This is a genomic window from Streptomyces caniscabiei, assembly GCF_014930365.1.
In the GTDB taxonomy this organism is placed as follows: Bacteria; Actinomycetota; Actinomycetes; order Streptomycetales; family Streptomycetaceae; genus Streptomyces; species Streptomyces caniscabiei.
In genome coordinates, this window is sequence record NZ_JABXWI010000015.1 from 219,350 (window position 1) to 234,714 (window position 15,365).

A 15,365-nucleotide genomic window follows, 5' to 3' on the forward strand; every position below is an offset into this window, starting at 1 on the left:
CGCCGGGCGCCGCCCCGGCGTCAGTCGTGGACCGGCCCGGCGCCCGCGCGCCATCGCTGTCCGTCGCGTCCGGACGCCTCGGCGAAGGCGACGGAGCCGAGCGCGTCCGGGGTCACGGCGTACCCCGGCGCGACCGCCGGGCGGATCATCCCCCGGGAGTCGACGTCGAAGCGCAGGTTGTCACCGTTGTCCCCGTCGAGCGAGTCGCAGTCCCAGATGCCCACCCCGTCGTCGGTCGCCCCCCGGCTGTCCAGGCACAGGTCGGGATCGGCGAACGACTGGAGGGCGTCCCCGTGGGAGTCGACGCGCCAGCGCTGGGTGGCGCGCGAGGAGCAGGTGGCCGTGACGACGTCGGTGCCCTTCTCCAACTCGCCCCGGATGTCCAGGCACAGGCCCGACCCGACGTTCACCACCTGGGTGTAGGCCCCGTTCAGCGGAGGCCCGTACGGCAGCGACGGCTTCGGCGGACCCGGCGTCGACGGACTCGGGCTCTTCGGCGGCTCCTCCTTCCGCGGCGGTTTCGAGGGGCTCGCGGTCTCGGAGGGGGTCGGGGACGGCGTCGGGCTCGGCGGGACGGTCGGGGTCGCCGCACCCGAGGGAGGGGCGGCGGGCGTACCGCCGGAGCCCGCCTCGTCGTCGGACGACGACCCGACCGAGCCTGAGAACACCAGGAACGCCAACAGCGGCGCCAACGCCACGCCCAGCGCCACCGAGGTCAGCGCGAGCCGACGGGACGACGACCACTTGGCCCCCGACGTCGAGGCCTCGCCCTCCCCGCCGGCCGCGGCCCCGGCCCCGGCCCTGCGCGCCGACCGGGTCCGGCCCACCGACCGGACCCCGGCCTCGGCCGGTCCCGCCGCCCCGGCACCGACCCCCGCCGCGATCCCGAGCCCTGGCCCCTCACCACTCCGGTCACCGAAGCCGGGACCCTCCCATGGCTCCGCCCCGGCCGGCGCACGGGCCCGGTCATCGGCGCCGGACCCCGGCCACGCCTCCGCCCCGGCTCCCGTGTCGATGCGTGCGCCCGGGCCCGCGCCGGCGCCAGGCGCGGCCCACGCCTCCGCCCCGCCCGAGGAACCCCCCGGGCTCTCCGCGCCCGCGCCGCTCGCCGCGCGCTCCGCACCCCCGGCGTCGGAGCCGCTCCCCGCACCCTCGCCGCCGCCTCCAGGCCCGGATCCGAACCCGAACCCGGCCCCGAACGCGGCTCCGGATCCGGCCCCGAACCCGGAGCCCTCCCCCGCCCAGTCCTCAGAAGCAGAAGCAGAAGCAGCCGCTGCCGCAGCCGTACCGTCCCATGCCCCCGTGCCGCCCTCGGCCCGCAGGCCCGTCGCGCTCCGCGTGTACGCCGTGCCGCCCCACGGGAGGAGCCCCTCCGCGAGGGTCGCGCGCGGGCTGTCGCGCAGGGCGCGCAACTCCTCGTACGCGCCGGTGCAGTGCGGGCAGTGCTCCATGTGGGCCCGCAGATCGGTGCTGTGGCGAGGTGTGTCCGGCCGTACGGACTCCTCGATCAGCCGGCGGAAGTCCTGGCAGCGCGGGTCGTCGGAGGCGGCCAGGCGCACCCGCAGACAGGCCTGGCGCAGGGCGTGGAGCGCGGACTCCCGCTTGTAGGTCACGTCGTCGGGCGTGAGGCCGAGGAGCACGGCCGTACGGTCGTCGGGCTCGTCCTCCACGATGCCGTACCAGATGAGCCCCTGTGGCCGGGGCGGCAGCAGTTCGAACGCCGCGAGCAGGGGCGGGACGCGGCCGCCGGGGCCCGCCGTGTCCAGCACGACCCGCAGGGCGGGGGCGAGTCCGGTCGCGCCGCCGCCCGTGGCCCAGCCGCCGGCGACCCGCGCGGTCAGCAGGAGCAGCCGATGGCGCCAGGGGACGGTCGCCTCGACCCCGCGCGCCGTCTCCTTGGTGGCGACGGTGAACGCCTGCGTCGCCAGCTCCCGCGCCGCGGACTCGCTCGCGGCGCAGAGCCGGGCGTAGGCGAGGACCGACGGGTGGTGGCGCTCGCGCAGTTCGCGCAGGGCCGTGTACGCGGTCGGTGAGTCGGACCGTAACAGCGCGGTGAGCCGGGAGTCCGACGCGTTCGCGTGCCGGTGTTCGGACCCGTCGTCGGGGCGTGCGCTGGGCGCACCTGTGTCCCGGTGGTGGTCCTCATGGCCGTTGTCGCCGCCGGGGCGCTCGTCTCGAGCCCGAGCCATCCTCGTGCCTCCTCGCACCCCCGTGTCCGCCCGTCGGCTTCTGGCATACCGAACAGTCTGGCGCGTGACCATAGTGGCGGAAGGTGAACCAGGGGGAAGGGGTTTCTTGCGGTAAGGGGGTGAGGGGGAGTGAGACAGGGGTGGGCCGGGCGCAGTTCGGCCGGATACGTCGGGAGTGTCGCCACTCCCGTCGCACCCGGCCGACTCGAATTCTTCGCACGTCCGTCACCGACTCCGTCCCCAGGACCGTCGTCGGCCGTCACCGACTCCGCCACCAGGACCGGCGCCGGCGCACGCTCACTCCTCCAGGGTCAGGCCCTTGCGCAGGCGCACCAGCGTGCGGGACAGCAGACGGGAGACATGCATCTGGGAGATGCCCAGTTCGTCCCCGATCTCGGACTGCGTCATGCCGGCCACGAACCGCAGCGAAAGGATCTTCCGGTCGCGCGGCGGCAGTTCGGCGATCAGCGGCTTCAGGGACTCGACGTACTCGATGCCTTCGAGGCCGTGGTCCTCGTAGCCGATCCGGTCCGCCAGGGCGCCCTCGGAGTCGTCCTCCTCGGGCTGGGCGTCCAGCGACGAGGCGGTGTACGCGTTCGACGCCGCCATGCCTTCGACGACCTCGTCGTTCGTCAGCCCGAGGCGCTCCGCCAGCTCTCCCACCGTCGGAGCGCGATCGAGCTTCTGAGCGAGCTCGTCACCGGCCTTGGCCAGGTCGAGACGGAGCTCCTGGAGTCTGCGCGGCACGCGCACGGACCAGCTCGTGTCGCGGAAGAAACGCTTGATCTCGCCGACGATGGTCGGCATCGCGAACGTGGGGAACTCGACGCCCCTGCTCAGTTCGAAACGGTCGATCGCCTTGATGAGGCCGATGGTGCCGACCTGGATGATGTCCTCCATGGGTTCGCTGCGGGAGCGGAACCGGGAGGCGGCGAACTTCACCAGAGCCAGGTTGAGTTCGACCAGGGTGTTGCGGACGTACGAGTATTCGTACGTGCCTTCCTCAAGGGATTCGAGCCGCTCGAAGAGGGTCTTGGACAGGGCTCGCGCGTCCACCGGTCCCACCTCGTCGTACGGGGGGATCTCCGGGAGGTCGGCGAGTGCGTCGCCCGGATTGTGGGCGAGGTCGTCCTGCGTCTCTTCCGGGGCGGATGCCGACGTCGCCCTCTGGGTATGCGATTCGTCGAGCCGGGGTGACATGATGTCCTCCATCGTTCTCGGCATATGGCCGCCGATGCCAATACGTGCACTGCGGTGTGCGGCGCCTCCAAAGCCGGCCGTGTCGATTGGTGTCAGTACTAGCCCTACCCGGTTTCCCGAGGTCGTCGCAAGTGCCTCCTGTGGCGAAATGTCCCTTTGTGGGCGATTGTTCAGGTGTCGGGGAGTGTGGAGAAGGCGTAGTGTTCGAGGGCGAGTCAGCAGTCACGACGGTCGGGAGAGAGACGGCATGGACCGTGGGACGGTCGGCAGCGCACAGTCGGGCCGACTACGGGTCGAGGTGCGGGAAGAGGGCCTCAGTGCCGTCGTGACCCCGGCGGGTGAGCTCGATCACCACACCGCCGATCTGTTGCGTGAGCCACTCGAGAGCTGCCTGGACAAGGGGTTCACACGTCTGGTGGTGGACTGCTCACGCCTGGAGTTCTGCGACTCCACCGGGCTCAACGTCCTGCTGGGCGTGCGGCTCAGGGCGGAGTCGGCGGGCGGCGGCGTCCATCTGGCGGGAATGCTCCCGGCGGTGGCGCGGGTCTTCGAGATCACCGGGGCGGACGCGGTGTTCACCGTCCACGACACCCTCGAGGCCGCCTTGGGCGACTAGCGCCGCGGCCGGCCCGCCCGTGACCTCCGTCACGAGCCCGGTCGCCCGGCTCGGTCGGCGGCAGGTCGACGGAGGTGGGTCGGCGGGTCGATGGCGGCGGGCCGGTGGCGTCGGCCGGTCGCACGTCCTGGCGAGCCCCAGGTGTGGCACCCCGCCCTTCGGGTTATTCGCGTCACAGGTTCTGTGCCGAAAACATGGGTGTTCTGACGGTTCGCTCGGGCAGGAGACATCCTGAACGTGTGGGTGGTGACCCGGATACGACCGGGTCCCGGCCCGGCGGCCCGGCAGTACGGCGAGGCGTGACGGAATACGGATGGCGCAACGGATGACAGCAGAGAACGGCATGCACCGCGGGCCCTCGTCCCGCACCCTTGACAAGTCCTGAATCGTGAACTGGTGAATCGGTGAGGTGAAGCGCTGATGAGCACCACCCGGCCTTTCTCGCCGGGCGACCGCGGCCCGGAACCGGGTGCCGGCGGCGCTTCCGGGGTGCCGGGCGGAGACCCGCCCGAGGCTCCCGCCGCGAGCCGTCTCCCCCGTCGACTCGGCTTCGAGGGCGAGAGCGGGGTGGTGCCGCTGGCCCGTGACTTCACCCGCCAGGCGTTGTACGCGTGGGGGTGGCTGCCGGCCGCGACCGCGGACCAGCGGGCCGCGGCCGAGGATGTGCTGCTGGTGGTCTCCGAGCTGGTCACCAACGCCTGCCTGCACGCCGGGGGCCCGGCCGAGCTGCGCATCGGCTGCGACAACAAGGTGCTGCGCATCGAGGTGGCCGACCGGGGCACGGGCAGCCCGGCGCCACGTACTCCGCACCGAGCCGGACGGCCGGGCGGACACGGGATGTTCATCGTCCAGCGGCTCTGCCTGGACTGGGGGGTCGTACGGGCTCCCGGGGAGTCCGGAAAGACGGTGTGGGCCGAGCTGGGGGCGCCCGCGTAGCGGCCCCGCGCCGGGCGCGGGGGCACGAACCGGTGGGCCGAACTGCCCACCGCCGTCGCACCGTCCACCGCCTCGCGCGCCGCCGTCGCACCGTCCACCGCCGTCGCGCACCGTGCACCACCGTCGCACTGTTCGCCGCCCGTCGGTGCGCCGGGCGGGCGCCTTCACCCGACCCGCGCTTGCCGGTGGCTGTGGCTTCGCCCGCGCTCGTGGTGGCTTCCTCCCTGCCCGCCGTGGCGTCGCCCGCCCTCGCCGTGGCGTCGCCCGGCTCATCGACACACATCCGACACTTGCGCGTGTCTTCCTTCTCCAAGGGCCCCGGCGTACCTTGAGCCGCCGATCTGATGTTCCGTCAGAATGTGGGGTGCCGAGGTGTCGTACCGGACGTACCAGAAACGAACCGCCGTGCTCGCGTCCCTCGCGGCCCTGGCCGGCTCGGCGGTGCTGATGGCCGCCCCGGTGGCTCATGCCGAGGTCGTGGACGTCGAGTACAACTGCAAGACGCCGATCGGGGACAAGTCCGCGGTGTCGCCGATCGACATCAAGGGAGTCGAGAGCGGCGACGGCTACAAGATCACCATGTCGTGGCAGAAGGGTGTCTCGTCCAGCCCGGTCGAGCTGGGCAAGGGCGCGATGACGCCCAGCGCCACGATCGCACTGGGCGGGGCCGACAGCGGCACGCTCACGGTGACGGGGCCGGCCAACGAGGAGGCGCTCCCGGCCAACACCCCGATCAAGATCAACGACCTGAGCGGCACGTACACCCCGAAGAAGACCGGCAAGGTCGAGTTCACCGCGGGGGTCCTGACCATCAAGGCCCTCGGCACGGTGACCACCTGCACCCCGGGCAACGATCCCGCGCCGTCGCTGACTCTCGACGTCACCGCCGGGGGCGGCTCGGGCGGCGGGTCCGACACCGGTGGCTCGGGCGGGTCGAACGCGTCGGGCGGTACGGGAGGTTCGGGTGGCGAGCTGCCGCAGACCGGCCCCCTGGACTCGGCGGTCGCGCTCGGCACACTCGGCGGCACGGTGCTGCTCGCGGGCACGGCGGGGGTGCTGTGGGTGACGCGCAGGAACCAGGCGGTACGTCGCTGAACGGGAGCCGGACGTGATCAGTGGGCGGACCCCGGCGTCGTACACCACCAGGGTGCTCACCCTGGTGGTGCTCACCCTTGCCCTGGCGCTCCCGGCGCTCCCGGCGCCCCTCGCGAACGCGGCCACGCCGACCGTGAAGCTGTCGAAGTCGGAGGCGGGGACCGGTGGTTCGGTCACCGTGACCGGGAGCGGCTGGCGGCCTGAGGCGATCCTGATGGTGCTGATCTGCGGCCGGTCGACGCCGTCGGGCGGTGTGCCCGGGGGCACCGACTCCTGCGCCAACGCCGACGGACGGGCCGTGACCGCCGACGACAAGGGCGCGTTCCGCCGGGAGTTGCCGGTTGCGGAGCCCCCGGTGCCGTGCCCGTGCGTCGTGCACGTCTCCACCATCACCGGCCCGGAGGCCGAGGCCGACGTGGCGTTCCGGGTCGCCGGGCACTCCGTCGAGCCGCTGCCGCGGGAGGTGACCGGCGGGCGCCTGTCGCTCCTGACGGACAGTCGACTGACGGGCTCCAGCGGGCTGTTGACCTGGTTCGGGGCGCCACCCGCCCGTGAACTGGTCCTCACCGTGGGCAACGTCGGCACCTCCCCGGTGAAGGACCCGGTCTTCCAGGTCGGCACCTCCCACGGGGTGTTCGCGCCACGCTGGGAGGAGCAGCGGTGGCGTGGCACGGTCCCGCCGGGCGGCGAGGCCCGCGTCACCCTGCCCGTCGAACTCGCGGCCGGGGCCCACGGCGACTACACCGTCTCCCTCACCTACGGCGGCAAGGTCCTCGCCGAGCAGCCGTGGAGCGTGGGCCGCCCCTGGGGCGTCACCCTCTTCTGGCTGATGCTCTGCCTCGTCGTGCCCGCCGCGCTGTTCCGGATCGGCATGGCGGTGGTGGACCGCGTACGGCCCGGGCGCGAGGCTCCCGAGCGCGGAGGCCGGAGGCGACGCGTCGTGTCCCTCCCCGCCTGGCTCCCCCGGCCACCCCCGTCGACCGCGGCCCACGCCCATCCCCGCACCCCGTCCCCGCCCCGCACACCCTCGACCCTGCCGTGGTTCACACCGGACTTGGACTCGGACACGGATACGGAGGCGGACGCGGGCACATCAGCCGGAGGGGCGCGGTCACGCCGTACGGGCATGTGAAGCGCGCGAAAGGGCCGCCGCACCCGGAGTGCGGCGGCCCTTTCCCCTGGTCCGGCGGGCGTCGCCCCTCAGTTGACGTCGCCCGTGAGGGCCCTGACCTTCTTGCGGTACATGTGGATCGCGAAGCCGGCGAGGACGGCGAGGGTGGCCTCGACGGCGACCATGGCGGTGCCGCTGAGGTCGAAGCCGCCGACGGCCGGGTTGGAGAGCAGGCCGGTGATCGAGTCGCCCGCGGTGACCGCGAGGAACCACACGCCCATCATCTGGCTGGCGTACTTGGCCGGGGCCATCTTCGTCGTCACCGACAGCCCGACGGGGGAGAGGCACAGCTCACCGACGGTCTGGATGAAGTAGATGCCCACCAGCCACATCGGGCTGGCCAGGGTGCCGTCCGCCGCCATGCCCAGCGGGATCAGGAAGAAGAAGAACGAGACACCGATGAGCACCAGCGCCATCGCGAACTTCACGGCCGTACTGGGCTCCCTGCCCTGGCGGTTGAGCCACAGCCAGAGCCAGGCGAAGACCGGGGCCAGCGCCATGATGAACAGCGGGTTCAGCGACTGGTACCAGGACGTCGGGAACTCGAAGCCGAGCAGCGAGCCGGCCACCTTCTCGTCGTTCGAGCCGAACGCCTGGACCGTGGACGCGCCCTGGTCGTAGATCATCCAGAACACGGCGGCGGCGACGAAGAACCAGATGTAGCCGGTCATCTTCGACTGCTCGGCGGTGGTCAGCTCCTTGTCGCGCTTGATGCGCAGCAGCACACCCGCCGGGACGACCAGGCCGATGACCGTGAGCGGGATCATCGCCCAGTTCAGGGTGAAGTGGCCGCTGAGGCCGACGGCGCCGTAGAAGACGGCCGCGACGGCCAGCCAGAGCAGGCCCTTGCGCAGCCAGGCGGCGCGCTCCTCGGCGGCCAGCGGCTTCGGGACGATGTCGCTCGTCGGACTCAGGGTCCGGCTGCCGGCGAGGAAGACGGCGAGGCCGATGGCCATGCCGACCGCGGCCAGACCGAAGCCGAGGTGCCAGTTGACCTCCTGGCCGACGGTGCCGATGGCCAGCGGGGCGAAGAACGCACCCGCGTTGATGCCCATGTAGAAGATCGTGAAGCCGCCGTCGCGCCGCGGGTCCTCGGGGCCGTCGTACAGGTGGCCCACCATCGTGGAGATGTTGGCCTTCAACAGACCGGAACCGGCCGCGACCAGCACCAGGCCGGCGAAGAACGGTGCCTGACCGCCCGGCAGGGCGAGCACCAGGTGCCCGGACATGATCGTGACGGCCGCGATCGCCACCGTCTTGCGGGGGCCCCAGACACGGTCGCCGAGCCAGCCGCCGGGCATGGCGAGCAGATAGACCATCGCCGAGTAGACGGCGACGATCGTGGTGGTGGTGGCCAGGTCCATGGCCAGGCCGCCTCCCATGCTCCCCTTGCCGGCGTCGGGGCCGCCGGAGAGCAGGTAGACGGTGAGGAGAGCCTTCATGCCGTAGTAGGAGAATCGCTCCCACATCTCGGTCATGAAGAGAGTGGCCAGTCCGCGGGGGTGGCCGAAGAAGGTGCCCTCGCCGCCGGGGGTTGCCCGGCCGGCCGAGTCCTTCGTCAGGCTGGACGCCATGGTCGTTCCTTGCTGTTCGGGACGGCGCGCGTGGGGGCGCGCGCCCACAGGGTGTTCCGCACACAAAAGAGACCCTCGGCGCGGATATGTCGCCAAAGGTCCCCACGTGCAGCTACAGGCGTTCCGTCACCATACGCCAGGAGGAAGCAGGAAACGGAAGGGCTTGAGAGGCGGATCACAGGTAAGAAGGCGCTGGTGATCGCGCATTCCAAGGTGAATCAGGGGTTCATGGCGCATAGGCGCAGGATGTGACCCTGCGGGGCGCGGCGCGGCGACGCCCCGTTCACAGGGGCGGCGGGCGATTCCCACCGAACCCGGCCGTCATCTCCACACGGTGACGCGGATCTTCACCGGCGGCGGACGAAACGCCCACCGCAGTGGATCATGACCATGGGGAGTAAGAGAACCATGGGACAAAGGTGTGAATCACGCTTGCCGATCACCCTCCACCTGCGGTTCTCGGCGGACTACCATCAGCCCATGACCCGTGTACTGCTCGCCGAGGACGACGCGTCCATCTCGGAGCCGTTGGCTCGCGCACTGCGCCGGGAAGGGTACGAGGTGGAGGTCCGCGAGGACGGTCCCACCGCGCTGGACGCCGGAATGCAGGGTGGCGTCGACCTGGTCGTCCTGGACCTGGGGCTGCCCGGGATGGACGGCCTGGAGGTGGCCCGTCGGCTGCGCGCCGAGGGGCACACCGTGCCGATCCTCATCCTGACCGCGCGCGCCGACGAGGTGGACACCGTCGTCGGTCTCGACGCGGGCGCCGACGACTACGTCACCAAGCCCTTCCGGCTGGCCGAGCTGCTCGCCCGTGTCCGGGCCCTGCTGCGGCGCGGCTCCTCCGAGCCGGCGCAGCCGCCCGCCACCCACGGCGTGCGGATCGACGTCGAGTCCCACCGGGCGTGGATGGGGGACGAGGAACTCCAGCTCACGGCCAAGGAGTTCGACCTGCTGCGGGTGCTCGTGCGCGACGCCGGGCGGGTCGTCACCCGTGACCAGCTGATGCGCGAGGTCTGGGACACCACCTGGTGGTCGTCCACGAAGACCCTCGACATGCACATCTCCTGGCTGCGCAAGAAGCTCGGCGACGACGCGGCGAACCCGCGGTACATCGCGACGGTGCGCGGGGTCGGATTCCGGTTCGAGAAGAACTGAGACCCGCCGGGCCGAACCGGGCGCCCCACGGCTCGGGGGCGCGGGACGTGTGGTGGCCGCGGGTCCCTCGTGGCCGGTCGCGCCGCTTCCCGCGCCCCTCACGGGGCTTCGCCCCGTCGCCCGCCGGCACCCCGCCGGCGTCGGCGGGCGGCACCGACCCCCGCCCGGCGGCGGGTGCCGGGTGCCGCACAATCAGAGGTCCAGGAAAACCCGCCCCGCCCGGAGGGCAACCGTGCGTCGCCGTCTCATCCAGTCCACCCTCGCCGTGGTCCTCGTGGTCATCGCCGTGTTCGGCGTCTCCCTCGTCATCGTCGAGACCCGCACGATCAGCAACAGCGCCGAGGAACGCGTGGAGTCCGAGGCCGTCCAGCTGACCAGCATCGTGGACAGCCGGATCATCGGCGACGAGAGGATCACCCCCGAGGTCCTGCGGGACCAGGTCGGCGACGAGCGCTACGCCCGTATCGAGATCCCCGGCCAGTCCGTGATCGAGATCGGCGAGAAGCCCGTCGGCGACGTCATCAGCCACCAGGCCACGGGCGAGAAGGACGAGGTCGTCACGGTCGAGGAGTCCCGCTCGGCGGTCAGCCGCGAGGTCGGCCGGACGCTGCTGATCATCGCGGCCGTGGCCCTGCTCGCGGTCATCGCCGCCGTCCTCCTCGCCGTACGCCAGGCCAACCGCCTCGCCTCCCCCCTCACCGACCTCGCCGAGACCGCCGAACGGCTCGGCTCCGGCGACCCGCGCCCCCGCCACAAGCGGTACGGCGTCCCCGAGCTGGACCGCGTCGCGGACGTGCTCGACGCCTCCGCCGAGCGCATCGGCCGCATGCTGACCGCCGAGCGGCGGCTCGCCGCGGACGCCTCCCATCAGCTGCGCACACCGCTGACCGCGCTGTCGATGCGGCTGGAGGAGATCACCCTCACCGACGACATCGACACGGTGAAGGAGGAGGCGCACATCGCGCTCACCCAGGTCGAACGCCTCACGGACGTCGTGGAGCGGCTCCTCACCAACTCCCGCGACCCCCGCAACGGCTCCGCCGTCTCCTTCGAGCTCGACGAGGTCATCAAGCAGCAGCTGGAGGAGTGGCGGCCGGCCTACCGCAGCGCCGGGCGGGCCGTCGTCAGCTCCGGCAAACGCCACCTCCAGGCCGTGGGCACCCCGGGCGCGGTCGCGCAGGTGCTGGCCGCGCTGATCGAGAACTCGCTGATGCACGGCGGCGGCACGGTGGCACTGCGCACCCGGGTCACCGGCAACCAGGCGGTGATCGAGGTCACCGACGAGGGGCCCGGCGTCCCCGCCGACCTCGGGGCGCGGATCTTCGAGCGGGCGATCAGCGGGCGCAACTCCACGGGCATCGGGCTGGCGGTGGCGCGGGACCTCGCCGAGGCCGACGGGGGGCGCCTGGAGATGCTCCAGGCGCAGCCGCCGGTGTTCGGGCTGTTCCTGTCGCGCACGCCGGTGCGGACGCCTGCCGGCGAGGACCGGCCGGTTCGGTAGCCCGGCGGTCGGTCAGCCGGCTCTCGGCGGTCGGTGCGAGGGGTTCGCGGGGGTGCTGAGCCTCGGGTTCGCGGATGCGCCGTGGCTGTCCCGGGCGTGATGCGGCGGCTGCGGGCCGGTGAGGCTTCTCGCGCGGTTCCCCGCGCCCCTGAAGGCGCGGCCCGCGCCCCCTCCGGTGTCAGCGGCGTTTGCCCGTGACCGTCCGCGGGTGGGCCGACTCCGCTTCCAGGAACGATTCCGCTCGGGCCACCGTCTCGCGCGCCGGGAGGGCCCGGAACACCCAGGTGCGGTACGACCAGAACCGGAAGAGGGTCGCGACGCCGATGCCGAGGAACTTGAAGACGTTGGACTGCAGGGGGCTGTCCCAGCCGAAGCCGTACGTGGCGGTGTAGAGGACGCCGTTCTCGATGACCAGGCCGACCGCGCTGAACAGCAGGAACAGCGACAGCTCCTTCGTACGGCCGCTCTTGTCACGGTCCCGGTACGTGAAGTAGCGGAAGCCGACGTAGTTGAACACGATGGCGACGACCGTGGCGATGACGCTGGCCCGGACCACCTGGAGCTCGGTGGTGTGCCGCACGAGGTTGAAGACCCCGAGGTTCACCAACAGCCCCGCACCGCCCACGGCGCCGAACTTGGCGAGCTCGCGCACGAGCAGGTCGAGTCGGCGGCGCAGGGCGCCGCGGGGCCTCGTATCGGGCCCCGAGCTGGTATGTCCCATCGTGTGCTGCCCCCGTCACTCGGTTCCGGTCGGTGTCGTGCCGGTGGTCAGCCGGGCGCTGCCCCGTCCGAAAAGATCTGAACGATCAGAAATGAGTTGATCTTCGGTCGAATTCCACTGGTCCCGCCATGCTAACCAGCGCCCCTGGACGATGCCTGTGCAGAAGCTCACAGCCGGGACACACGGGAGGTCCAGGGGCGGTCCGGTGGGGAAATCGGCGAGGAAATCGGGCACCCGCAAGTGGCCGATTCCGTGGCCGATACCCTGGGGGCGTGACGTTCCCGGTAGTCGGCATGGTCGGCGGTGGCCAGCTCGCTCGTATGACACACGAGGCGGGCATCCCGCTCGGCATCAGGTTCAAGCTCCTCAGTGACACCCCTCAGGATTCCGCGGCGCAGGTCGTCGGCGATGTCGTCATCGGCGACTACCGCGACCTCGACACGCTGCGGGCGTTCGCGCAGGGCTGCGACGTGATCACCTTCGATCACGAACACGTACCCACCGAGCATCTACGGGCACTGGAGGCGGACGGCATCCCCGTGCGCCCCGGCCCGGACGCGCTCCAGCACGCCCAGGACAAGGGCGTGATGCGGGCCAAGCTCGTCGAGATCGGTGTGCCGTGCCCACGGCACCGGATCGTCGCGGACCCCGACGACGTGGCCGCCTTCGCCGCCGAGGGGCTCCCCGAGGGCGCCGAGGGCGACGGGTTTCCGGTCATCCTCAAGACGGTCCGCGGCGGCTACGACGGCAAGGGCGTCTGGTTCGTCCGGTCCGTCGAGGACGCCGCCGAGCCCTTCCGCGCCGGCGTCCCGGTCCTCGCGGAGGAGAAGGTCGACTTCGTACGGGAGCTGGCGGCCAACGTCGTGCGGTCGCCGCACGGGCAGGCCGTCGCCTACCCGGTGGTGGAGTCGCGGCAGGTGAACGGCGTCTGCGACACCGTCATCGCGCCCGCCCCCGACCTGGGCGAGACGCTCGCCCTGCGCGCCGAGGAGATGGCCCTGCGGATCGCCAAGGAACTGGACGTCGTCGGCCACCTCGCCGTCGAGCTGTTCCAGACCCGCGACGGCCGCATCCTGGTCAACGAGCTGGCCATGCGCCCCCACAACTCCGGCCACTGGAGCCAGGACGGCGCGATCACCTCGCAGTTCGCCAACCACGTCCGGGCCGTCCTCGACCTCCCGCTCGGCGACCCGCGCCCCCGAGCGAAGTGGACCGTCATGGTCAACGTCCTCGGCGGCGACTATCCGGACATGTACTCCGCGTACCTGCACTGCATGGCCCGCGACCCGCAGCTCAAGATCCACATGTACGGCAAGGACGTGAAGCCGGGTCGTAAGGTCGGTCACGTCAACACCTACGGCGACGACCTCGACGACGTGCTGGAGCGCGCCCGTCACGCTGCCGGTTACCTGAGAGGCACGATCACCGAATGAGCCCCGTCGTAGGCATTGTCATGGGGTCGGACTCCGACTGGCCCGTCATGGAGGCCGCCGCGCAGGCCCTCGACGAGTTCGAGATCGCGTACGAGGTCGACGTCGTCTCGGCGCACCGGATGCCGCGCGAGATGGTCTCCTACGGCGAGGAGGCCGCGGGACGGGGCCTCAAGGTGATCATCGCGGGTGCGGGCGGTGCCGCCCATCTGCCCGGCATGCTCGCGTCCGTGACGCCGCTGCCGGTCATCGGCGTGCCGGTGCCGCTGAAGTACCTCGACGGCATGGACTCCCTGCTGTCGATCGTGCAGATGCCGGCCGGTGTGCCCGTCGCGACGGTCTCCGTCGCCGGCGCCCGCAACGCCGGTCTGCTGGCCGCGCGCATCCTCGCCACGCACGACGAGGAACTCCTCGGCCGGATGCGGGAGTTCCAGCAGGAGCTGAACGACCAGGCGACCGAGAAGGGCAAGCGCCTGCGCACCAAGGTCGAGGGAGCGGGCAGCGGCTTCGGCTTCGGGAAGTAGGCACCAAACGACATGACGGGGAACACGGGGGACACGGGGGAGATGGCCATGGCATCGCTGGAGGCGGCGCGGGAACTGCTGCGGGAGTTCCCGGTCGCGGACGGGCACAACGACCTGCCCTGGGCGCTGCGTGAGCAGGTCCGCTACGACCTGGGCGCGCGCGACATCGCGGACGACCAGAGCGCCTTCCTCCACACCGATCTCGCGCGGCTGCGCGCGGGCGGGGTGGGGGCGCAGTTCTGGTCGGTGTACGTCCCCTCGCACGCGGCGGCCCTGCCGGGCGCCGTCACCGCGACCCTCGAACAGATCGACTGCGTACGGCGGTTGATCGACCGTCACCCGGCGGAGCTGCGGGCCGCGCTGACCGCCGCCGAGATGGAGGCGGCCCGCGCCGAGGGCCGGATCGCCTCCCTGATGGGCGCCGAGGGCGGCCACTCCATCGACAACAGCCTCGCCACGCTGCGGACGCTGTACGCGCTCGGCGTCCGCTACATGACGCTCACCCACAACGACAACATCGCCTGGGCGGACTCCGCGACGGACGAGGCGGCGGCCGGCGGCCTCACCGCCTTCGGCCGGGCGGTCGTGCGGGAGATGAACCGCGAGGGGATGCTCGTCGACCTCTCGCACGTCGCCGCGACGACGATGCGCGACGCGCTGGACACCTCGGTCGCCCCGGTGATCTTCTCCCACTCCTCGTCGCGGGCCGTCTGCGACCACCCCCGCAACATCCCGGACGACGTCCTGGAGCGGCTCCCCGCCAACGGGGGAGTGGCGATGGTGACGTTCGTGCCGAAGTTCGTGCTCCAGGCCGCCGTCGACTGGACGACCGCCGCCGACGAGAACATGCGGGCCCACGGTCTGCACCACCTCGACACCACCCCCGAGGGGATGGCGGTCCACCGCGCCTTCGAGGAGCGCAACCCCCGTCCGGTCGCCACGGTGGCCACGGTCGCGGACCATCTCGACCACATGCGGGAGGTCGCCGGCATCGACCACCTCGGCATCGGCGGCGACTACGACGGCACGGCCTTCACCCCGGACGGTCTGGGCGACGTCTCCTGCTACCCGAACCTGATCGCCGAGCTGCTCGACCGCGGCTGGTCCCGGACCGACCTGGCCAAGCTGACCTGGCGGAACGCGGTCCGGGTGCTGGGCGCGGCGGAGGACGTGGCCCGGGACCTCCAGGCCCGCACGAGCGCGTCCCCCGCGACGCTGGAGCAGTTGGACGGGTGACCCCGGGCGCCGCC

General features: G+C 71.9%; 13 protein-coding genes. 9 read left to right on the top strand and 4 right to left on the bottom strand.

All coding sequences use genetic code 11. The annotated features are described in order from the left end of the window. Positions 1 to 20 precede the first annotated feature (20 nt). Together HW837_RS50480 and HW837_RS35905 are read right to left on the bottom strand one after the other, a co-directional pair. On the bottom strand, positions 21 to 2,189 hold the full coding sequence (locus tag HW837_RS50480) for a ricin-type beta-trefoil lectin domain protein (RefSeq protein ID WP_193380299.1): 2,169 nt from the start codon (positions 2,187 to 2,189) through the stop codon (positions 21 to 23). Positions 2,190 to 2,486: 297 nt separating this feature from the next. Further along, positions 2,487 to 3,389: an RNA polymerase sigma factor SigF gene (locus tag HW837_RS35905; protein WP_045556445.1), complete on the bottom strand. Its 903-nt coding sequence runs from the start codon at positions 3,387 to 3,389 to the stop codon at positions 2,487 to 2,489. Positions 3,390 to 3,636: 247 nt separating this feature from the next. Here HW837_RS35905 and HW837_RS35910 point away from each other — a divergent pair, with 247 nt between their 5' ends. The 4 genes from HW837_RS35910 (at position 3,637) to HW837_RS35925 (ending at position 7,168) form a co-directional block, all read left to right on the top strand. Further along, positions 3,637 to 4,005: an STAS domain-containing protein gene (locus tag HW837_RS35910; protein ID WP_045556324.1), complete on the top strand. Its 369-nt coding sequence runs from the start codon at positions 3,637 to 3,639 to the stop codon at positions 4,003 to 4,005. Between the two features lie 420 nt (positions 4,006 to 4,425). Next, positions 4,426 to 4,941, top strand: a complete 516-nt coding sequence (locus HW837_RS35915) for an ATP-binding protein (RefSeq protein WP_045556325.1) — start codon at positions 4,426 to 4,428, stop codon at positions 4,939 to 4,941. A gap of 357 nt (positions 4,942 to 5,298) precedes the next feature. Further along, positions 5,299 to 6,036, top strand: coding sequence for an LPXTG cell wall anchor domain-containing protein (locus HW837_RS35920; RefSeq protein WP_093791819.1), 738 nt, complete (start codon positions 5,299 to 5,301; stop codon positions 6,034 to 6,036). Positions 6,037 to 6,052: 16 nt separating this feature from the next. Then, a complete protein-coding gene (locus HW837_RS35925) occupies positions 6,053 to 7,168 on the top strand; it encodes a hypothetical protein (RefSeq protein WP_390623604.1) in 1,116 nt (371 codons plus the stop codon). A 68-nt stretch (positions 7,169 to 7,236) separates the two neighbouring features. On the opposite strand, the gene HW837_RS35930 is transcribed toward HW837_RS35925, so the two are convergent. Further along, positions 7,237 to 8,781 (bottom strand): peptide MFS transporter, encoded by a 1,545-nt coding sequence (locus HW837_RS35930; RefSeq protein ID WP_093791821.1) that lies wholly within the window; start codon positions 8,779 to 8,781, stop codon positions 7,237 to 7,239. A 480-nt stretch (positions 8,782 to 9,261) separates the two neighbouring features. On the opposite strand from HW837_RS35930, the gene HW837_RS35935 reads away from it, so the two are divergent. Together HW837_RS35935 and HW837_RS35940 are read left to right on the top strand one after the other, a co-directional pair. Next, positions 9,262 to 9,939 carry a response regulator transcription factor gene (locus tag HW837_RS35935; RefSeq protein WP_045556447.1) on the top strand — a complete coding sequence of 226 codons (678 nt, stop codon included), beginning with the start codon at positions 9,262 to 9,264 and terminating at the stop codon, positions 9,937 to 9,939. A gap of 232 nt (positions 9,940 to 10,171) precedes the next feature. Continuing rightward, positions 10,172 to 11,440, top strand: a complete 1,269-nt coding sequence (locus tag HW837_RS35940; protein ID WP_045556328.1) for an ATP-binding protein — start codon at positions 10,172 to 10,174, stop codon at positions 11,438 to 11,440. A gap of 178 nt (positions 11,441 to 11,618) precedes the next feature. Here the strand turns inward: HW837_RS35940 and HW837_RS35945 are convergent, their stop codons facing one another. Beyond that, entirely contained in the window at positions 11,619 to 12,161 is a 543-nt protein-coding gene (locus HW837_RS35945; protein WP_045556329.1) for a GtrA family protein, read from the bottom strand. Positions 12,162 to 12,433: 272 nt separating this feature from the next. On the opposite strand from HW837_RS35945, the gene HW837_RS35950 reads away from it, so the two are divergent. The 3 genes from HW837_RS35950 to HW837_RS35960 are packed head-to-tail and all read left to right on the top strand — an operon-like array spanning position 12,434 to position 15,351. Next, a complete protein-coding gene (locus tag HW837_RS35950) occupies positions 12,434 to 13,594 on the top strand; it encodes a 5-(carboxyamino)imidazole ribonucleotide synthase (RefSeq protein WP_045556330.1) in 1,161 nt (386 codons plus the stop codon). Further along, complete coding sequence (gene purE, locus HW837_RS35955) at positions 13,591 to 14,115, top strand: 5-(carboxyamino)imidazole ribonucleotide mutase (RefSeq protein ID WP_078853337.1); 525 nt, start codon at positions 13,591 to 13,593, stop codon at positions 14,113 to 14,115. The genes HW837_RS35950 and purE overlap by 4 nt, the downstream gene beginning before the upstream one ends. Before the next feature lie 48 nt (positions 14,116 to 14,163). Then, positions 14,164 to 15,351, top strand: coding sequence for a dipeptidase (locus HW837_RS35960; protein WP_193380298.1), 1,188 nt, complete (start codon positions 14,164 to 14,166; stop codon positions 15,349 to 15,351). The last annotated feature ends 14 nt before the right edge of the window (positions 15,352 to 15,365 follow it).